19 protein-coding genes are annotated in these 20,893 nt (G+C 45.7%); all 19 read left to right on the top strand.

The annotated features are described in order from the left end of the window. The first annotated feature begins 1 nt into the window (after position 1). The 19 genes from M3205_RS20730 (at position 2) to M3205_RS20640 (ending at position 20,751) form a co-directional block, all read left to right on the top strand. The gene (locus M3205_RS20730) at positions 2-646 is read left to right on the top strand and encodes a cobalamin B12-binding domain-containing protein (RefSeq protein ID WP_251171612.1); all 645 of its coding nucleotides are present in this window, start codon (positions 2-4) and stop codon (positions 644-646) included. Continuing rightward, positions 633-1,418 (top strand): STAS domain-containing protein, encoded by a 786-nt coding sequence (locus tag M3205_RS20725; RefSeq protein ID WP_251171611.1) that lies wholly within the window; start codon positions 633-635, stop codon positions 1,416-1,418. The genes M3205_RS20730 and M3205_RS20725 overlap by 14 nt, the downstream gene beginning before the upstream one ends. Positions 1,419-1,581: 163 nt before the next feature. Beyond that, complete coding sequence (locus M3205_RS20720) at positions 1,582-2,184, top strand: TetR/AcrR family transcriptional regulator (RefSeq protein ID WP_251171610.1); 603 nt, start codon at positions 1,582-1,584, stop codon at positions 2,182-2,184. 59 nt (positions 2,185-2,243) lie between these two features. After that, positions 2,244-3,503, top strand: a complete 1,260-nt coding sequence (locus tag M3205_RS20715) for an MFS transporter (RefSeq protein WP_251171609.1) — start codon at positions 2,244-2,246, stop codon at positions 3,501-3,503. Between the two features lie 87 nt (positions 3,504-3,590). Continuing rightward, on the top strand, positions 3,591-4,820 hold the full coding sequence (locus M3205_RS20710; protein ID WP_251171608.1) for a benzoate/H(+) symporter BenE family transporter: 1,230 nt from the start codon (positions 3,591-3,593) through the stop codon (positions 4,818-4,820). 61 nt (positions 4,821-4,881) lie between these two features. Continuing rightward, a complete protein-coding gene (locus M3205_RS20705; protein WP_251171607.1) occupies positions 4,882-6,468 on the top strand; it encodes a helix-turn-helix domain-containing protein in 1,587 nt (528 codons plus the stop codon). A gap of 107 nt (positions 6,469-6,575) precedes the next feature. After that, positions 6,576-8,072 (top strand): aldehyde dehydrogenase family protein, encoded by a 1,497-nt coding sequence (locus tag M3205_RS20700; protein ID WP_251171606.1) that lies wholly within the window; start codon positions 6,576-6,578, stop codon positions 8,070-8,072. Positions 8,073-8,083: 11 nt separating this feature from the next. Beyond that, entirely contained in the window at positions 8,084-8,944 is an 861-nt protein-coding gene (locus tag M3205_RS20695) for an NAD(P)-dependent oxidoreductase (protein ID WP_251171605.1), read from the top strand. A gap of 26 nt (positions 8,945-8,970) precedes the next feature. Then, positions 8,971-9,792 (top strand): DUF3100 domain-containing protein, encoded by an 822-nt coding sequence (locus tag M3205_RS20690; protein WP_035326022.1) that lies wholly within the window; start codon positions 8,971-8,973, stop codon positions 9,790-9,792. Then, positions 9,785-10,237, top strand: coding sequence for a hypothetical protein (locus M3205_RS20685; protein WP_251171604.1), 453 nt, complete (start codon positions 9,785-9,787; stop codon positions 10,235-10,237). The genes M3205_RS20690 and M3205_RS20685 overlap by 8 nt, the downstream gene beginning before the upstream one ends. Before the next feature lie 190 nt (positions 10,238-10,427). After that, a complete protein-coding gene (locus tag M3205_RS20680; protein WP_251171603.1) occupies positions 10,428-11,711 on the top strand; it encodes a M20 family metallo-hydrolase in 1,284 nt (427 codons plus the stop codon). A 16-nt stretch (positions 11,712-11,727) separates the two neighbouring features. Beyond that, positions 11,728-12,246, top strand: coding sequence for a GNAT family N-acetyltransferase (locus M3205_RS20675; protein ID WP_251171602.1), 519 nt, complete (start codon positions 11,728-11,730; stop codon positions 12,244-12,246). A 360-nt stretch (positions 12,247-12,606) separates the two neighbouring features. Continuing rightward, positions 12,607-13,623, top strand: a complete 1,017-nt coding sequence (locus tag M3205_RS20670) for a TAXI family TRAP transporter solute-binding subunit (RefSeq protein WP_251171601.1) — start codon at positions 12,607-12,609, stop codon at positions 13,621-13,623. 13 nt (positions 13,624-13,636) lie between these two features. Next, entirely contained in the window at positions 13,637-15,601 is a 1,965-nt protein-coding gene (locus tag M3205_RS20665; protein ID WP_251171600.1) for a TRAP transporter permease, read from the top strand. Between the two features lie 13 nt (positions 15,602-15,614). Next, on the top strand, positions 15,615-16,334 hold the full coding sequence (locus tag M3205_RS20660) for a FadR/GntR family transcriptional regulator (RefSeq protein ID WP_251171599.1): 720 nt from the start codon (positions 15,615-15,617) through the stop codon (positions 16,332-16,334). Then, positions 16,331-17,746: an FAD-binding oxidoreductase gene (locus tag M3205_RS20655; protein WP_251171598.1), complete on the top strand. Its 1,416-nt coding sequence runs from the start codon at positions 16,331-16,333 to the stop codon at positions 17,744-17,746. The genes M3205_RS20660 and M3205_RS20655 overlap by 4 nt, the downstream gene beginning before the upstream one ends. Then, complete coding sequence (locus M3205_RS20650; protein WP_251171597.1) at positions 17,739-19,004, top strand: (Fe-S)-binding protein; 1,266 nt, start codon at positions 17,739-17,741, stop codon at positions 19,002-19,004. Before M3205_RS20655 ends, M3205_RS20650 begins: the two co-directional genes overlap by 8 nt. 18 nt (positions 19,005-19,022) lie before the next feature. After that, complete coding sequence (gene lhgO / locus M3205_RS20645) at positions 19,023-20,231, top strand: L-2-hydroxyglutarate oxidase (protein WP_251171596.1); 1,209 nt, start codon at positions 19,023-19,025, stop codon at positions 20,229-20,231. A 64-nt stretch (positions 20,232-20,295) separates the two neighbouring features. Further along, positions 20,296-20,751 carry a hypothetical protein gene (locus M3205_RS20640; protein ID WP_251171595.1) on the top strand — a complete coding sequence of 152 codons (456 nt, stop codon included), beginning with the start codon at positions 20,296-20,298 and terminating at the stop codon, positions 20,749-20,751. Positions 20,752-20,893: the final 142 nt, after the last annotated feature.

The raw sequence follows: 20,893 nt of genomic DNA, 5'->3' as shown, positions 1-20,893 counted from the left end.
GATGCAGCAGGCAGAGACATTTGCTTCTTTGTTACTTGAAGGTAATGCCGGGAAAGTTTGGGAAGAAATTCGAAAATACCCGCATTTAACACGTATCGAGGTTTATCAAAATCTGATTACGCCTGCGATGCAGCACATCGGCCACCTTTGGGAGACGAATCAAATCACAGTGGCGGATGAGCATCTGGCAACAGCTACATGTGATTTTGTACTATCAAAGCTCGCTTACCAGCATGAAAAAAGATCATCTCCCCAAAAAGCCATGTTTCTTTGCCTGGATGGTGAACAGCACTATATTGGACTGAAGATGGTCAACAGTCTTTTTGAAGAGCACGGATGGGAGACGAAATACTTTGGCCCGAGCCTGCCTTTGGAATATGCGCTGAAAACGGCTAAAGAATGGAAGCCAAGCGTTATTGGCATGTCGGTCAGCATCGTTTATCACCTGCCGAAGCTGAAGGAATATGCCGAGGCATTTGCTAAGCTGCCGCATAAGCCGGCTGTTATTCTTGGCGGGCGATTGGCAGGGAAGTATGACCTCCTTCCGTATAGTTCAGATCGTACAGTTATCCTTAAAGATCTGCCGGAAACAAAGAATTGGCTCCAAAATTATGAAGCGGGAGGACGGCAAAATGCAATATTTTAATCATGCGCTTCCGCTTGCGTTTTTAAAAGCTGACAGGAACGGAAAAATAGTAAGCTATTCCAATATCGCACGGGAAAACTTTGATCTGAGCGAGGGCCATCTAAAAGGGATCATCGACGAAGAAAGCATTGAAAAACTGATTCAATACAGCTGGGAGCCCGGAGTGGACCCTGTAAAGCTCGAATTGAATATGAAGACCAGAGAGGAACCGCTTTCTTTGTTTGAAGTTTATATTCAATGGGACAGCGAGGATTTTGCCAATATGCTGTTTGTTCCAAAAGACAGCTCAAATGAGGGCTTGATGGATAAACTGATGCAGCTGCAGCATCGCCTGGCGTCAACGGACTTTGAACTGCTGGAGAAAAAAGAAGAGCTGGAGCAGGTGCTGCTCCGTTTAAATCAGCTTTCCGGTCCGTTTATTCCGCTGTCTGAAACGCTTTGCCTGATTCCTTTATTTGGCGATATCACAGCAGATAAAATAAACGTTATTTCCGAAAGCTGCCTGAAGGCGGTTTTTGCGGGCGAATATGACGAAATCCTTTTTGATCTGACAGCTGTTGGGGAAATTGAAGGGAAAGGCATCGAGAAATTCACCCAGCTGATTAAAACATTGAACTTCATGACAGGCAGTACCATCAAATTAATTGGCATAAAACCAAACCTGGCGGAAGTACTGAATAACTATAAGCTGGATGAATGGGTGCAGATCGATCAATCACTGAAACAGGTTCTACGTATTTATTTTAAACGAAACGAGCTGGGGGCCTCTTAGGAGGTCTTTTTTTTGATCATAAAGTGACAGGCACCACCCGAAATTTGTCGAAACAGAGAAATATCCTGTGAGCATCTTTTTATTTTTAGTTTGGAGATTTCAATATTTTCCAGTATAATGGTTATAAATGATTGATTAATCACTCGTAGATGGGAGTTTTTATATGCCGCTTTCAGAACAGCAAATTACAAATATGAAAAAAAGAAGAGAAACCATTCTAGAAGCAGCGACATACCTGTTTGCTGCAGAGGGGTATGAAGGAACAACGATAAAAAAAATATCTCAGGCTGCAAACATTAGCTTCGGAAGTGTTTTTACATATTTCAAAGATAAAGAAGAGCTCTTTTATACTGCAGTAGCGGAGCCGTTGCATGAATTGTCTGTTAAAATTTTCGACTTCAACCCCGATGCTGAAGATCCAATGCAGGAGCTGGAAAAGATGACTCGTGGCCATATTAAAATTTTCGCTGGAATTAACAATTATCTGGCTTTAGTTGTTCAGGTTGTCGGACAGCATCAGCGATATCCGGCAATTTTTGCAAAGCTTGATGCATTTCGTGATGAATTTAGAGAGAAGGTCAGCCTGCTAGTAAAAAATGGCCAGCGAAAAGGGGTATTAATTCACCAGGATCCATTGACTGCCGCAACTCTTTATACCAGTCTTCTCATTGGAATCAGGTTAAACTCGACAGACGATAGATACAGTAACGTGTGGGAAAGCTATGCATCTTCCGCCATAAATTTATTCGGACCTATAAGTAAGTAGGTTCTCCTTTTTCATTTAATAATGATTGATTAATCAATCATTAATGGAGGCGTTATAATATGAAATTTAAGACCTTTAACTCAACCATTCGAATTCGGCTGTTTTTGATTTTCCTTTCATCCGTGTCAACGATGTCTGTATTGCCGTATTTGATTATTTACCTCTCCGGAAAGACGGGGAATTTAATCACGGGATTTTTATTCATGGGAGTCATGATTGCCCATGTAGGAGGTTCTATCTTGGGAGGATTCGCATCAGACCGGATAGGACGAAAAAAAATTATCCTTTTAGCTGAATTTATTATGTTTATAGGGTTTACTGGTGCTGCCTTTGTGCACACACATCCTTACCTGATGTTTGCCGCCTTTGTTTTTATCCAATTCAGCAGCGGTGCAGCCAATCCTGTATACCAGGCGTTAATTATTGATGTAAGTCTGCCGGAAGAAAGAAAGACCATTTATACCTACTCTTATTGGGTTCGCAATACGGGTATTGCAGTGGGCAGCATGGCTGGCGCTTTCTTATTCTTTGATTATCTCTTTTTCCTGCTATTAAGTGCAGCCTTGTCGATAGTATGTTCATTCCTCATAACTGCCTTCTTTATTCAAGAAACATATATTCCTGCAAAAGCCAACCATTCTAACAGAAGTACTTCAAGCATAATAAAAGCATACAGAAACATATTGGCGCACCGATTCTTTACTGTTTTTTCAATAGCAAGTCTTCTTATTGTTTCGGTGGAGGAGCAATTAACCAATTACATAGGTGTTCATCTCGCAAACAAAATCAGCGAACCTGTTTCGCTCATATCGTTTCTTAACCTGCAAGTGGACGGTGTCAATATGCTTGGTATATTGAAAACGGAAAACACTATACTTATTGTTTGCTTTACCATGATGATTTCAGCAGCTATTAAAAAATATAATGAGCACTATGTATTCCTGGCTGGCCTGCTATTATTTTTCACGGGATACACTGTTGTAAGTTTCAGCACCTCCCCGCTTATCTTGATTTTGGCTATGTTCATAGCATCCTTTGGTGAAATGCTGTATATCCCTGTTCAGCAAACCATGCTGGCAGGCAGTGTGCCAGATCATGCACGCAGCTCTTATATGGCTTTATACACCATTGCTATAATACTCGGAGTTAGTGCAGCCGGGATTTTTATGATAATAAGCAACTGGATGTCTCCGATGATCATGACTACATTAATTGGATCTATGGGGATAGTTAGCATATTTTTATTCTATCAATTAACCAAAACTGAAAATGACATGAGAGTATTGCAGCTGCCCAGCGAGAATACATCGGCAGAATAGATGTTTTTATAGACGAAATAGTTTGACAATTAATCTATTTAAAATCATGATAGTAAGTAAAATACTCAGAAGTCGGGGGCAGGAAAAATGGGTTTGCCGAAGGAGAGGCATAACGGATACAGTCAGGCGGAACAAAAGGGTTCCTTCATAAGGGATCTAAATGCTGAAAATATATCATCGGGGATCATTGCAAGCACGCTGGTCATGACCGGGCCTGCCCTGATCATCCTGCAGGCAGCATCAGCAGGTGGATTCACGGATCAGCAGACGATTAACTGGATGTTTGCGGTTTATTTTTTCGGCGGTGTCTACAGCATCCTCATGCCGATTTTATATCGTATTCCCATTACAGGAGGGCATTCGATTACAGGTGCAGCCTTTTTGGCGACGGTGACTGCACAATACTCGTATCCTGAGCTGATTGGCGGGTATGTAATGTCCGGGCTGCTGATTTTTCTGGTAGGCATTTCAGGTCTGTTTACAAAAATCATTGGCTGGGTGCCGAAAGAGGTTATCGCCTCCATGCTTGGCGGGCTCGTTGCCGGGTATGTCGTGAAGCTCGTGCCTGCCATACAGGAAATGCCTGTTGTTGGAGGAGCTGCTTTAGCCAGTTTTCTGCTTTTTACGAGATATGTGAAAAAGTTCCCGCCTGTGCTCGCAGCTGTTGCGGCTGCCTTTGCCGCATTGTTTTTGACAGCAGATGTACATCCGGCCAAAGAGATAGCGTATTTTCTGCCGTCCCTACAGATGCCCGAATTCAGCTGGATGGGGATCGTAACCATTGCCCTCCCGCTTGCGATGCTGATTCTGAGCAATGATGCAGCACCAGGAATTGGGGCATTGGAAAGCGAAGATTTCAAGCCCCCTATTCGGAAAATCGTCTCATCAAGCGGTGTCTTCTCCGTAATCACAAGCTTCTTTGGCGGACAGTGTGCCAATATCGCCGGGATGATGAGCGCCATCTGTGCCGGACTGGATTCAGGGCCGAGGGAGAAAAGGTATATGGGAGCAGTGGTGTCAGGCGTAATTACGATTGTGTTTGGCATATTCGCCTGGAAAATCGTGCCCTTCATCCAGTCGCTTCCGCAGGCTTTTGTCTCACTGCTCGCCGGGTTTGCCCTGATTGGCGTCCTCCATTCCAGCCTGCAAACGGGCTTTTCCGGAAACCGGTACAGGCTAAGTGCCCTCGCTGCCTTCATCGTCACCTTATCAGGCGTGAGCTTTCTTCATATCAGCGCTCCTGTTTGGGGACTTGTTGCGGGGGCGGTATTGGCGCGGACGGTGGAGAGGCAGTTGGATAGTTTGTCAGAAAAATAGATAGGTTGAACAATAATAGATTGTAATGACATTCACCAGTCTATTAGAAAGGAGAACTGCTATGACCATCATGCAGGATAAGCTCTCAAGCATCCTGGAAATTAATCGCAGTTTAACCCAGTCTCTTGAACTGGAGGAAATTCTAAAGAGGCTGGTACAAGCAGCCTTTGATTTAGTAGACCATGCAGATACCACCATTCTTTACACATTAATGGAAGATGGATTATTGCATTTTTCCAGCGGGGTCGGGGTGGAGACAGGATTTATGAGCCAGGTGAAGTTTGAGCCGGGTGAATCCTTGACAGGGCTGGTATTTCTGACTAAAAAGGGCCTAATTGCATCAGGAAATGAGTTCAGGGAGCATATGAGCCGTATGTCTGAGACAAATTATGTTCACTTTTTTAATGGAGTCTACCGGCGTGAAGTGAAGAGCGGTATCGTCGTCCCATTGGTTTATAAGGAGAATTGCATTGGCGTGCTTGTGGTGGATAACTTCGACAAGGATGTACAGTTTACTGAAGCTGACTTTCAAGTTCTGGAGGTGGTGGCAGACCAGGCGGCTATTGCTATCATGAACTCGAAGCTTTACGAAGAAGTGAGGCGGAAAAATGAGGAACTGAGCGAATCCCTTGATATCCACCGGAAATTCACGAAGATTCTGCTGGAGGGAAGGGGGACTTCGTATATCCTGGATACGATCAGTCACATTTTGGGCTCCTCTGTAATCTTTGCAGAGTCACCAATAAATCCATCCAGTTCTTTCCCGATCATAAACTCCAACGAACTCTTCGGATATTTTCTCCTTGATAAGCCAGTTGAACGTTTGACAAATATCCAGAAGGCTGCTCTGGAACATGCTTCAACCGCTTTGTCATTGGAGTTTGTCAGGCAAAATACGCTTTTTGAAAAAGAGATGCACCTTAGAGAAGAGGCCTTTCATGATTTGATTAATGGCGGACGTCTGAATGCAAGGATTCTGGAAAAGTTTCGCATGAATGAGAAAAGCATCATCGCCTGTATGATGGTGGACTGCAAGTCTGGTTTTCTATGGGATGCTGTTTCCATCCTTCAGAAAGAAAAGCTTATCCTGTCAATCGAGCAGATCCTGAATAAATACTGTGAAACCTCTATCGTTTTTACGAAATCAAACCAAATCATTGCACTCCTGGTGAATGGACGAAAAAAGTATGACCAGTCTCTAGCTGTTGATATTCAGCGAAAAGTGAGCAGAGCTATCATTGGTTTGGGCAGAGAGGTTGCTCTAACAGATATGACAGATACTTATCAGGAAGCTACCGAAGCTTTATCATTTGCTAAAAACCATCAGCACAAAACCTTCATCACTTATTCTGAGCTTGGTGCTGAAAGACTGTGGCTCAACACCGACCGCAGCCTGCTGAATAAATTTGTCTCCGATAAAGTAGGCCCTCTTTTAAGAATGGAGCCTGAATATTTAAAAACGATGCAAGCTTTTCTGGCAAATAATCAAAGCCATAAACAAACAGCAGAAGAGATGCATATCCACCCCAACACCCTGGCATACCGGCTGAAAAAAATCGAGAGCGAGCTGCAGCTGGATTTTTCCCGGAAAGAAGATTGGATTACAGTGGTCCTGGCCTTCCAGGTCTTTGATTTTTTAAACCCATAATTGGTGCTTGTCACAAAGAACAGAAGGATTATTTGGCTGTTGGCACATGTACAGAGAATATTCTAAATATTATAATAATCTCAATTAAAGCGATAAGGAGAGATTGGATGAGTACAGAGGTTAATAGCCAGAAAACTGCGGTCAGGAATACTGGTGCAGAATCTTATTACAATTACATTGGCGGGGAATGGGTCCCTTCTGTGACAGGGGAAACGTATCCGAGTGTGAATCCAGCCAATACAGATGAGGTACTGGGTTACTTTCAGAAATCGAATGAAATTGATGTGCAAAAAGCAATCGATAGTGCAAAGAGAGCTTTTCCCGAATGGAAAAATACATCTCCAATCAGCCGGGGGGACATCCTTTTTAAACTGATCTTTCTCATCCAGCAGGAAAAAGAGGAATTAGCTGAAATCATTACGAAAGAAGTCGGCAAAACGATCGAGGCAGCCCGAAAGGAAGTAGATGCAACGGTTCAGGCTCTGAAGCATTTCAGCGGCGAGGCGAATCGGATTTCAGGTGAAACCGTGCCTGCAATTGATCCGAAAACCTTTGCCTGCACGATTCAGGAGCCGCTGGGAGTGGTGGCTGTCGTTACGCCATTTAATTTTCCGCTCGGTATCGCCATTTATAAAATTGCACCTTCCATGCTGGCGGGAAATACGATCATCTATAAGGCAGCAAGTGACACGTCTTTGATCGCAGTAAAGGTTGCCGAACTGTTCGAAAAGGCTGGAATGCCAGCGGGCGTGCTGAATATGATTACGGGACCCGGATCTGTCGTGGGAGAAGAGCTTGGAACCAATCCGGAAATTAAGGCAGTTTCGTTTACAGGCTCCTCTGATGTGGGGACCCATCTTGGCAAGCTTGTGACAGCCCATGGCGGAAAAATGCAGGCTGAAATGGGCGGCAAGAACGCAACGGTCATTCTGGAGGATGCCAATCTGGAAGAGGCTGTCCAGAGTGTGGTCATCAGCGGATTTTACAATAACGGCCAAAGCTGTACGGGAACCAGCCGCGTGATTGTGCCCCGGTCCATTTCGCGAAAGGTCATTGAGTTATTAGTTGAAAAAGCGAAGCAAGTAAAAGTCGGCAATGGGGTTCGGGAAGGATATGACAACGGTGCGGTTGCGAATAAGCATCAATTGAATACGTATCTCCATTATGTGAATAGCGCCATCGAAGAAGGAGCTGTGCTTGAATATGGCGGAAAGCAGCTGACAGATGGCGATATGGCAAATGGCTATTTCGTTGCTCCGACAGTTTTCAGTAAAGTGACGAAGGATTTTACAATCGCCCAGGAAGAGATTTTCGGTCCTGTTGTGGCTGTGATGGAAGTGGATTCTTACGAAGAGGCGATTGAACTTGCAAATGATACGGACTTTGGCTTGTCATCCGCCATTTTTACGAATGACCTTCAGAAGGCATTCGATTTTGTCCGAAAAATTGAAACAGGGGTCACGCACGTGAATATCCCATCCAACCATTATGAAAACCAGCTCCCGTTTGGCGGCAAAAAGACTTCTAGCATCGGGCCGCGTGAACAGGGCAGTACGGCATTGGATTTCTGGCTCGATACAAAAACAGTTTATATCAAACCTTAAGGAGGGAGAGGATGAAAAACATAGGCGTAATTGGCTGTGGGGCCATGGGAAAAGGCATTGTGAAAAATTTAATAAAGAACGGGTATAAGGTGTATGCTTATGACCCAAGTCAGGATGCACTTGCGAAATGCGAGGCACTGGGGGCCATTCCCCAGCCTTCTCCTTTCGAGGCAGCAAGTCAGGCAGATCTAATAATTTCTTCATTGCCTGGACCAAGTATTGTGAAGGATGTTATGATGGGTGGAAGTGGAGTCTTTTCCGCTTTAAAGCCTCACAGTTTTGTGCTGGATATGAGCACCATTGACCCAAAAACAGCCCAGGAATTGAATCAGGCTGCAAAGGTGAACGCCATCCATTTTTATGACTGTCCCTTAAGCGGGGGACCAAAGGGTGCTGATGCCGGTACGCTGACCATTATGGTTGGGGGGGACGATAAATTCTTGCCGGACATTCGACCGGTCCTGGAGAGCGTTGGAAAAAATATTTTTCTGCTCGGTCCTTCAGGATCTGGCCAGGTGGCGAAGCTGTGCCACAATATGCTGGTTGCTTTAACGACTGCAGGCCTTGGGGAGGTCCTGGGAGTGGGGGAGAAAGCAGGTGTCAGCCGGTCTCAGCTGGCGGAAGTCATTCAAAGCGGGTCTGCACATAATCGTGTTCTGACCGTATTCGGTGAGAATATCCTTCAGCATACATACGGGAATGTGCTGTTCAGCCTGGAGCACATGAATAAGGATATTCACTTATACAAAGAAACCGCCGAATTTTATAGCGAAGATTCTCCTTTGGGTCAGCTGGTGTGCGATATCTATGAAAAGGCGATGGAGCAAGGGAAGGGCAGGCTTGATTCTTCCGCCGTGTGCGGATCTATCTAGTAATCTTTTAATCTAGGGGGGAAAACATGAAAAATGAAAAGACAGAAATTTTAAAAGATTGGCGCTTGCATGCCGTTGTGCTGGTTCTGGTTGCGGCCACCGAAGCGATTGGACAGATCAGCTTTAAAGTAGGCGCAGGGGTTATTCTGCTGCTGCCTATGCTTTATGCTTTTTTCCTGGGACTGGGACTTTACTTCACTCCGCTTATTAAGGAAAAACAGGCTAAAAATGCAGAGCCCCTCATCGTGCTGGGAGTTACTCTTTTAATTGCGAAAATTGGGGTAACGATCGGGCCGCAAATCGAGGCAATCATTGCGGCGGGACCATCTTTATTGCTGCAGGAGCTTGGTAACCTGGGAACGATTTTATTTGCACTGCCAGTGGCCATTTTTCTTGGTTTTAAAAGAGAAGCCATTGGCATGACCCACTCGATTGGCCGGGAGCCGAACGTCGGGCTGATTATGAATAAATACGGATTTGATTCGCCAGAAGGCAGAGGAGTAATGGCTATTTATATTTTCGGTACTGTGTTTGGTGCTGCCTTCCTCGGATTGATTTCCGGATTCCTGGCGACTATTACCCCGCTCCATCCGCTGTCATTCGCGATGGCATCGGGTGTAGGAAGCGGCAGCATGATGGCGGCAGCCAGCGGATCGCTCGTCGCTGCCTTCCCTGAAATGGAGGCGCAGATTGTTGCCTTCGCAGGCGCCAGTAACCTGCTTTCACTTTCAACGGGTCTGTATGCCAGTATTTTTATTGGATTGCCTCTTACTGAGAAGCTGTACAGCATCATGATGAAACGAAAAGAGAAAAAGGCTGCGGACAAAGGGGGAGATATCCATGCTTAAAAATATCACTGAATGGTTTTTGATATTGGCGATTTTTGGTCTTTCAGCGCTGATCGGAAACTGGGTAGGCTACGATATCCTGCCGTCTGCAGCTATTCCTGGCATACTTGTTTTAATTGTTATCAGTGTGCTTGGTCTTATTCTTGAAAAAGTGCTGCCAGGCAATATTCCGAGTGTCGGATATATCGGGATTATCGGAATCATCGTTTCCATTCCGGGAGTACCGGGATCTGAATATGTTGTCGAGTGGACAACTCAGGTGAATATCCTCGCTCTTGCTACCCCGATCCTCGCTTATGCAGGCATCTCAATCGGAAAGAACTGGGCTGACTTTTCAAAGCTTGGCTGGAGAAGCATTATTGTTGCAGTCTTCGTGTTCTTCGGAACCTTCATCGGATCTGCAGTAATTGCCGAGATTATACTGCGGATGCAGGGAATTATATAATGATTTGCGGCCTGGCAGGTGGATATCTGCCGGGTTTTTTGCTCTGAATCAGTCACTTTTTAGATATATTGGTCGCTTTCACAGGTTCATCGGTCAGTTTTCCAATATATAGTTCACTTCGCGGCGAATCAACATTCCATTAATCTCACAGTGTTAACAGTATCCAAAAAAATAAGAAAGAGTGAAACCCATGAACCTTTATGAACAGTTAGTAAAAGATTATGACCAAGAACTTACTCATTCGGGTGTAAACGGCGAAAGATTGGCCTCAAGACTTGATGAGCTTTCAAGGATAGGCCTCATGGACAGCGGCGGGGTGACCCGCCCGGGCTATTCTGCCGATGAGAAAGAAGCGAAAGAGCAGGTAATCAAGTGGATGAAAGGTGCGGGACTTACGGTAACATCAGATGGAGCCGGAAATGTATTTGGCAGATTGCATGGAAAAACGGAAGGTCCGGCAATCGCTTCCGGTTCCCATGTTGACAGTGTTCCAAATGGCGGGCACTTTGATGGGCCGTTAGGGGTTCTCTCAGCATTGGAAGTTGCCGAGTCATGGAGAGAAACAGGATTCATACCGGAGAAGCCGTACGAGATTGTTATTTTTTCAGATGAAGAGGGTTCGAGATTCAAGAGCAGCTTAACAGGCAGCCGGGCATTTATGGGTCAGCTGAAGCCGGAGGAAATGGATAGCCTGCATGATGAAAATGGCAAAACGTTTCGGGAAGTGTTGTGCGAATATGGCAGCAGCGCGGAAGAGTGCTTAAAGGCAGGACGAAACGGGCGTGAATTCGAAACCTTTGTGGAAGTCCATATCGAGCAGGGAAAGGTGCTTGAAAGAGAGAATCAGCCAGTTGGAGTGGTAAAAGGCATTGCAGGTCCAGCCTCTCTGGAGGTTACGTTTACAGGAGAAGCCGGCCATGCGGGAAATACGCCAATGGCTGGACGCAGAGATCCCTTAGTGGCTGCCGCATTATTTGTAGCAGCCATCGAGAATTTTCCAAAGCAGATCAGTGATACAGCTGTTGCCACTGTCGGCAAGCTGAACGTGCATCCGAATGGCTTTAATGTCATTGCCCAGAAAGTAATATTAACCGTTGATATTAGGGATATTTTTGAAGAAACCCGGGATCAGCTGCTTGATCTAATTAAGACTGAAGCGGTGAAAATTGCAGAGGAACGAGGTATTGATGTGCAAATGAACCTGAATGCCAAAATTAAACCTCTGCCAATTAGTGAAATTCTGCAGGCTGGTATTGCAGAATCTCTGACTAAGTTTAATATTAATCCTGTTTACATCGCGAGCGGAGCAGGCCATGACACCATGATCGTCGGAGCAGAAGTGCCGGCCGCCATGCTGTTCGTCCGCAGCAGGGATGGCATCAGCCATAATCCGCGGGAATGGACGTCATTAAATGACTGTGTATATGGTGTACATGTTTTGAAACATTTTGTTGAAGGGCTTATGAAAAAATAGAAAAGGAGCAATCTGCATGATTATCCGCCACATTACCCCAGCAGACGCCCAATCCCTGGCAAATCTAATTACCCAAGTAGAAAACGAGTCAGACTACATGCTATTTGAGCCAGGTGAAAGGCAGACATCAGCCGATACGCAGCTTAAGAGAATTGAAGCCATCCAAAAAGCAGATCATTCGACCATCATCATCGCGGAACAAGATAATAGATTGATAGGCTTCGTAATGGCCATCGGCGGTGCAGCAAAGAGAAACCGGCACTCAGCCTATCTGGTTGCAGGTATTCTCAGGGAACACAGAGGCCGGGGCATCGGCACCCAACTGTTTGAAGAACTGGACCGATGGGCGCGTGAAAACCATATCCACAGGCTTGAGCTTACAACAGTTATCCAGAATCAGGCCGGTGTCGCCCTCTATAAAAAGGCGGGATTCCAGATCGAAGGCACCAAAAAACATTCGCTTATGATAAACGGAGAATTTGTGGACGAATACTATATGGGCAAGCTGCTATACCAGAAAGGCCATTCCCTTTAAGAATAAGGGGAATGGCCTTTCCAGCTCTAAATCCTGATGGCACTTCAGACAGAGAAAAAGGGCATCGGCGAGTTTGAGTCCGAACCCGAATCAACTTCCGACAGAGGAAGCCGAAATCCAACACTCAGAGTCCGAACCCGCCGCCAACCTTCTTAATTAAAATGAACCTCCATTCCCCACAAGGTAAATTTTCCTATTTTCAATTCAAAAATCCCTGAATTCTCAAGGAATCCAGCATCCAATTCCATAAAACAATAAGAAAAATCAGAATTTTAATTGAATTCAAAACACGTAATCTTGTATACTTGTAATACAAGTTTGAAGAAGCGCTTACATAATTATCTGGAAAGGGAGGATTTTATGATTCAAAAGAGGTGGAAGATTATCATATTGGTTCTGACACTTGTCTTTATTGCCATTATTGGCGTGCGGACAGCGGCCGAGAATAAGGATAAAAAGTTCGTATCCGTTGCGACAGCATCAACCGGAGGTACATATTACCCGATAGGAGTTGGAATGGCTAACATCTGGAGCAGCCATTTAAAGGGTGAGAAAATCCAGGCAAGCGGCCAGTCTTCTGCTGGATCTATTGAAAATATCGAACTTCTGCGTGAAGGTGAAGCACAGCTTGCCATTCTTCAGGGGTTAATTTCGTCTCAGGCTTATGCAGGTGACGACTCTTTTGAAGGAAAGCGCTATGAGGATCTCCGCACGGTTTCCATGCTCTGGCCCAATGTGGAACATTTCGTGCTGATGAACAATAAGATCAAAAGCGGCACTATCGACGATATAAAAGGAACGCGATTTTCTGTTGGGCCACAGGCAAGCGGTACGGAGCAATCCACAGTCGTTATGATGGATGGTCTTGGTCTTACGAAGAAGGATATTTCTCCTGAGTATCTTGGCTATAGTGACACGGTTTCTGCGATGCGTGACGGGAGATTGGATGGAGGTTCCCTTCCGGCAGGTATCCCGATTTCCGCTATAACAGATATGTATGCAAGTAATGTCAAAGCATCGATCCTGGAAGTAACTGATGAGCAACTGGATGCCATTAATGCAATATCCGACAGCTGGTACCGCTATGTGATTCCTGGCGGGACATATCCCCGAATTGACGAAGATATTAACACCATTGCCCAGCCGAACCTTTTATCCACAACAAAAGAAATGGATGAAGAAACCATCTATATCTTAACCAAAACGCTTTATGAGAACCTTGATGAAATGTATGAAGTTCATAGCTCTGCCAAGGAAATGACATTGGAAACGGCTCTTGATGGCGTATCTGTGCCATTGCATGCCGGAGCCTACAGATATTTTAAAGAAGCTGGTCTTGATATACCTGAAAATCTAATTCCGCCGGAAGCGAAATAAAGGAGGGAAAAGAATGACAAAATCAACAAGCGAACCCATTGTACAGACGGCCGATCTTGATAAAGAAGCTGGCGGCGGTATGCGGCTTTTGGAGGGGCCATACAAAAAAGTGGCTGCCATCATTGCTGTATTGTTTTCTGCTTTTGCCATTTATTCCAATGGATTATCCAATATTCAAGAGATTTATAGAAATCTGATTTTTCTGGGTATCCTTTTGGTAATGACTTTTTTCTATTATCCTGCCGGAAAGTCTTCCAATCAAAAAAGGTTTACAGTCCCTGATTATGTTTTTACTGCACTTGCGATTGCAGGTCTCGGCTATCTGCTCCTGAATTATACAACAATCCATGTGGATCGGGGCTCTCAACCGATTATGATCGACTATGTCTTTGGAGCCATAACGATCATCGTTCTCTTTGAAGCTTCAAGACGTGCTGTTGGGATCTTTATCCCGATCCTGTGCGGAGGCGCTATTGTATATGCCTTGTTTGGCACCTACTTCCCATGGATCTTTGGGCATGCCGGCTTTTCTCTGGAACGCCTGCTGTACCGTCTTTATATGACGACTGAGGGCGTGCTGGGATTAACGCTTTCGACGGCATCTACATTCATCGTCATGTTCGTCCTCTTTGGTGCTTTCCTGTCTGTCAGCGGTGCCACACAGCTGTTCAATGATCTCGCCCTTGCCATTGCAGGCAGAAAGCGCGGTGGCCCGGCTCAGGTTGCGGTCATTTCCAGTGCACTGACAGGGTCTTTGAGCGGAAGTGCGGTTGCCAATGTTGCGACAACAGGAGCTTTTACGATTCCTTTGATGAAATCCATTGGCCTCAAGCCGAAGTTTGCCGGTGCCGTAGAGGCGGCAGCTTCAACAGGAGGAATGATTATGCCGCCGATTATGGGCGCTGCGGCCTTTATCATGGCCGGCTTCCTTGGGATCTCTTATACGACAGTCATCCTGGCAGCGATCATTCCGAGTTTTCTATATTATATTGCGTTGATTTTTGCCATTGATATTGAAGCGAAAAAGCAAGGCCTGAAAGGCATCAGCAAAGAAAATATCCCGGATGTCTTCCAAATTCTGAAGGAACGCGGGGTTCTCCTAATCCCGATTGTCGTTGTTATCACTACACTTTTAATGGGAAAAACAGCCCTGTTTGCCGGATTTGCCGGGATCGGCGCAGTTATCATTGCGAGCTGGCTGGCAAAAGATAAATCTTCTAGAATTACAATCTCTAAAACTATTGAAGCTTTCATTGAAGGCGGAAGAGGGACGATTCAGGTCGGAATTGCCTGCGCCGCCATCGGCATCATTATCTGCGTTGTTACCATGACGGGAATTGGATCTACACTAGCTTATAATATTGTCGAATTAACAGGCGGTCAGCTTTGGCTGATTTTAATCGTCGTCATGCTTACCTGCATCGTTTTAAGCATGGGGCTTCCATCTACAGCACTTTACATCGTCGTTGCCGTTACGGCAGCTCCTGCCCTTGTGGAAGCTGGCGTTAACCCGATCGCTGCTCACTTCTTTGTATTCTGGTTTGGTGCATTGTCCAACATTACACCACCTGTGGCATTGGCCTCTTATACCGCAGCAGGACTGGCCGGCGCCAATGCGATGCAGACATCATGGGAAGCGCTTAGAATCTCGCTTCCGGGCTTTATCATCCCGTTCATGATCGCCTATAACCCTATCATTCTTCTTCAGGCAGCAGAGGGAGAAACGATATCCATTTTATCTGTCGCACTAGCGGTCATTACAAGCACATTAGGCATTTACGCCCTTGCAAGCTCACTTGGAAACTACCTGAATGCAAGGCTTACCATTGTGGAGAGAGTCCTTATGTTTGCAGGAGCTTTAATGCTTATTAAACCAGGGGTGATAACAGATCTGACGGGACTTGGGCTGTGTGTGTTCGCGATTCTTTTCCATATCATAAGAGTTAAGAAAAACAGTTCAGTGGAAATCACCATATAAGGAGCTAACATCCATGAAAATCGAACGGAAAAAAATCTCGGCCCAGGTGCTGGATCAGCTGAAGGAAATGATAAAGGAAGGCAAGTTCCCGCCTAATAAGCCGATGCCATCCGAAAATGAACTGGCCGAACGGTTTGGCGTCAGCCGTGCGCCTGTCCGGGAAGCATTGAGCGTATTATCTGCCAGCGGGATCATTGAATCCAGGCAAGGCGGCAGAAGCTTTGTTAAAGAGGTTAATATGGCAGACATGCTAGGTTCGTTAGCGATTGAATACATTCCTGTGGAACAGGTATTTGAGCTATTGGAAATGAGGATGGTTATGGAGACACAGGCAGCAGCTATTGCTGCCTTGCGTCGTGATGAGGATGACCTGGAAGTAATGAAGGGAGCCCTTGCTCAATTTGAAATCACGCTGACGAACCCCGAAGCGGTTGGCGACCAGGCAGACGTGAATTTCCATAAACACTTGATTACAGCAACGAAAAACCGCTTCATGATCCAGGTAATGGAAAACATCGATGATCTGTACCGGAAAGCGATTGCGTTTTCCCTTCAGAAAAACGTAGGCCTTCCTGCAAAACGTGAACAGGTTTTTCAGGAACATATGAGTATTTTTAAAGCTATTCAAGAACAGGATGAAAAACGGGCGACAAAGGCGATGCGGGTTCATCTTGAGAATGTGACAAAGAAATTGAAAGTGAACGAAAGGGAAGGAAAGAAGGTGACGTTGTGATCACCGAACAGATTGTTGAGCGGCTTAAAAGCATTATGGGATCAGAGAAGCGCATTCTACTTGAAAAAGCCGATCTGGTTTCTTATTCATATGACGGCTCATTTGGAGCATATATTCCGGAAATCATTCTTCAGCCTATCTCGACAGAGGAAACAGCCGGCATTGTAAAGCTCGCCAATGAAATGAAAATTCCCGTTTATCCAAGAGGCAGGGGCACGAGCCTTAGTGGAGGCCCGCTCCCTGTCCACGGCGGGATGGTCCTTGATTTTTCCAGGTGGACCCAGAAGCTGATCATTGACCCGGAGGATACCGTTGCGATTGTATCCCCAGGTGTGATTACTGCTGATATTGACCGGGAAGCACAGCGCTATGGGCTGATGTATCCGCCAGACCCAAGCAGTTCCCATGTTTCCACAATTGGAGGAAATCTCGCGGAAAATGCAGGCGGACCGCGCGGTTTAAAGTACGGGGTCACAAAGGATTATGTGCTCGGTCTGGAGATTGTCACACCGGAGGGAGAAATTATCCGGACAGGGGGACGGACGGTCAAAAACGTCACAGGGTATGACCTGACGAAGCTGATTGTAGGTTCGGAAGGGACACTGGGCATCATCACAGAAGCCACCCTCCAGCTGATTCCAAGACCGCGGGCAACCCAGACAATGATGGTCATTTTTGATGACATTATTGATGCTGGAAAAGCGATCTCGGCGGTGCTCACGTCCGGCATCCTGCCTTCCAAAATGGAAATTATGGACCAGGCTTCGATCCAGGCGGTGGAAGAGTTTCAGCCGATCGGTCTCCCGACAGATGTGGATGCCATTATTCTGATTGAGCTTGATGGCCATCCAATCGCCATCAGGGATGAAAGCGAGCAGGTGAAGAAGGTGTGCCTGGAAGTTGGGGCGAGAGAAGCCATCATTGCCAGGGATGAGGAATCCGCCGGGAATCTATGGAAAGCGAGAAAACTTGTTTCACCGGCCATCGTTAGAAAAAAGCCGACGAAAATCTCCGAAGATGCCACGATTCCAAGAAGCAAGATCCCTGAAATGTTCAGAAGGCTTCAGGAAATCAAAGCAAAATATGAAATTGACTTAGTTGTTTTCGGCCATGCAGGTGATGGAAATCTTCATCCGAATATCATTACCGATAAACAGGACAAAGAAGAAATGAAACGCGTGGAAAAAGCAGTCGCAGAAATTTTTACGGCAGCGATTGAATTAGGGGGAACACTCTCAGGTGAGCATGGCATCGGAACCATGAAAGCTCCGTTTATGGAGATGGAGCTGGGAAAAGCGGGCCTGGACATGATGAAACGGATGAAAAAGGCTTGGGATCCAAACAACATTATGAATCCGGGCAAAATTTTTCCAGAGATAAAAGGACAGAGGCTGGTGTTAGTCCATGACTAGCCAGCTCGCCTATAAAGAAACGTTTGACTGTGTTCAATGCGGCTATTGTCTTCCAGCATGCCCCACATACGGAACCATGGGTAAGGAAAGGCACTCTCCACGCGGCCGGATCAATCTTGTGCAAATGGCAGCGGAAGGGAAGATAACCATCGATGAAATTACCGAGTCGATGGAGCTCTGCCTCGGCTGCCGCGCCTGTGAGACGGCATGTCCAACCAATGTTCAATATGGGAAAATTCTCGAGTCTTTTAAGCAAGTAAAGAGGGCCGAAGCACCATCTCCATTCGTGGAGAACATGGCTCTGCAGAAGGCCCTGCCGAATAAAAAATTGCTGGCAGCCATGAGAGCCTCACTTCGGGCCTATCAGAAAACAGGCATTGATTCGGTTGCCCGCAAAAGCAAGGCGCTCAGCATTCTTCCAGAACAGCTTCGTGCTTTTGAAGAAATAGCCCCAGCTGTGGAAATGCCAAATAAACAGCTGAGAACAGGCATCCTTCTTCCAGAGTCCGAGCCAAAAGCCCGTGTCGCATTTTTTACCGGCTGTATTATGGATGTGTTTTTTGCCAAAATTAATGACCTCAGTATCAAGCTGCTTCAGCATGCCGGGTGCGAAGTCACCGTAATTAAGGAACAGACCTGCTGCGGGGCGCTGCAGAACCATAGCGGGGATACGGGAACATCCAGGAAATTGGCGAAAGAAAATATTGCGGCTTTTGAAGAAGGGAACTTTGATTTTGTGGTTAATGCGATTGGCGGCTGCGGTGCGATGCTTGTTGAATATGATCACCTTCTCGCACATGAAGCGGAATGGGCAGAGCGAGCAAGGGTGTTCGCACAAAAGAATAAGGATGTAAGTGTAATACTGAACAAACTCGGAATCAATTTCAGCCGGGAACTCTCAGGTGTAGTAACCTATCAGCCATCCTGCCATTTATTAAATGTGCAGAAGGTGGCTGATGATCCAATTCAGCTCCTCGAAAGCATACCAGGTATTACATATGTTCCGCTTCCGAAAGGGGATATGTGCTGCGGATCTGCCGGAATCTATAATATTGTTCACTATGAAGAGTCCATGGAAATACTCGACGCCAAAATGGAAGACGTTCATAACATCTCGCCTGATACTATCGTCACGTCCAATCCTGGTTGCCATCTGCAGATGTGCCTCGGGGTGAAACGTGAGGGACTTGAGGAGAGGGTGCGTGTGGTTCATATCATCGAATTACTGGCAGAAGCCTGCGGGTTTGATCATAAATAAGAGAAAGGGTGGAAGAGCATGTACGATTACATCATTATTGGCGGGGGTATTGTCGGCCTGTCAACAGGAATGGAGCTGTTGAACCGGTTTCCTTCAGCTAAAGTGGCTATCCTGGAAAAGGAAAGCCATGTGGCGGCCCACCAGACGGGCCATAACAGCGGTGTTATCCATTCCGGTATTTACTATAAACCTGGCAGCTTTAAAGCCAATCTTGCCAAAAAAGGCAGCGAATCCATGACAGAATTTTGCCGGAAACATGGGCTTGAAGTGGATATCTGCGGAAAAGTCATTGTCGCCAGCGAAGATTTCGAGCTGCCGCTATTGGACGATTTATATCAGCGCGGGCTGGACAACGGCCTTGAAATCAGGATGATCGATCAGGGTGAGCTGCATGAAATCGAACCGCATGTGAACGGAAAAAAGGCCATTCATGTGCCAATGGCCGGCATTGTCAACTATAAGCAGGTTTCCGAAAAAATGGCCGAAATCATTACTGAAAAAGGCGGAGAAATTCTGCTGAACCATAAAGTTCTGGCGATTGATGAAAATGCTCAGGAGGTTATTGTCCAGACCAGCAGGAAAGAGGTTAGGGGAGCATACTACGTAAACTGTGGCGGCCTTCAGTCAGACCGTATTGCTAAGCTTGCCGGACTCAGAACAGATGTCAAAATCGTGCCATTCAGGGGAGAGTATTATATGCTCAAACCGGAGAAAAGCTCGCTTGTCAAAAATCTGATTTATCCTGTGCCTAACCCTAACTTTCCTTTCCTGGGAGTCCATTTTACCCGCATGATTAATGGAACGGTCGATGTTGGCCCCAATGCAGTTCTTAGCTTCAAGCGGGAGGGCTACAAAAAGACGGACCTGAATGTGGCGGATCTGATGGAGGTTGTCGCCTATAAAGGCTTCTGGAAGCTCGCAAAGAAATATATGAAGGAGGGAGTGGAAGAAATGATCCGCTCTGCATCCAAAGAGCTTTTCATGAAAAATGTCCAGAAGCTTATGCCGGACATTCAGAAGGATGATATTGTTCCCGGGCCTGCCGGTGTCAGAGCTCAGGCCTTGAAGGACGATGGTTCATTAGTCGATGACTTTTTCATTGTGCCCAGCAAACGCTCTATCCATGTTTTAAATGCACCATCTCCAGCCGCGACGGCGTCCATAGAGATTGGAAAAGAAATCGTAAGGAAGATGGACGGACTGTTTAAGGTGGAATCTGCGGTTTAATAAAAGAATGGAGAATAATTCAAATCCCTCTAAACCACAATATGGAAGAAGGGGGATTTTTTATATGAAAGCAACTACAGTGATACGGCTGCTTCATTTGCTTATTCCTTGGCTGACCATATTCTTTCTGCCCAGGAAGTCATTCAATAAATTTTCAACTGTTTCGGTTTTTGCAGGAATTTTAGTGTTGATTTTAAGCACATTGGCCATACCGTTTAAATGGTGGACAGTGGAGGGTGGACACTTCAAGAAATTGCTTAATGATCTAACCTTCATAATGGGGCCATTTTTTATTGGGACTCTTTGGATTTTCCATTTCACCTTTGGCAGTTTCAAGAAGTATCTTGCAGTAAATGCCATAATGGATTTGCTTTTTGCATACCCGCTAAATTATTTGTATGAAAAGTTTAAATTGTACAAGCTAGAAAAATTTAAGCCCATCCATATTTTTCTGTTCTTTACCTCTTATGCCTGGATTATATATGGGTACCAGGAATTCTTCCACCGGAATAACCGGTAAAAAAAGCCGCTCCATTGTTAATGTCCCCTTTAAGTAGACATTCAAAAAAACCTTCATGTTACCATGGAGGAAAGAATGCTACTTGGAGGGGATTTTTTCTATGGCAAAGAAAGGGCAAACTTTTAATAGCTATTCGGAGGAG

The sequence above is a fragment of the Cytobacillus firmus genome (genome assembly GCF_023715565.1).
In the GTDB taxonomy this organism is placed as follows: Bacteria; Bacillota; Bacilli; order Bacillales; family Cytobacillaceae; genus Cytobacillus; species Cytobacillus firmus_C.
Note: the sequence above shows the minus strand (reverse complement) of the source record. Positions and strands in the feature narration are given on the sequence as shown.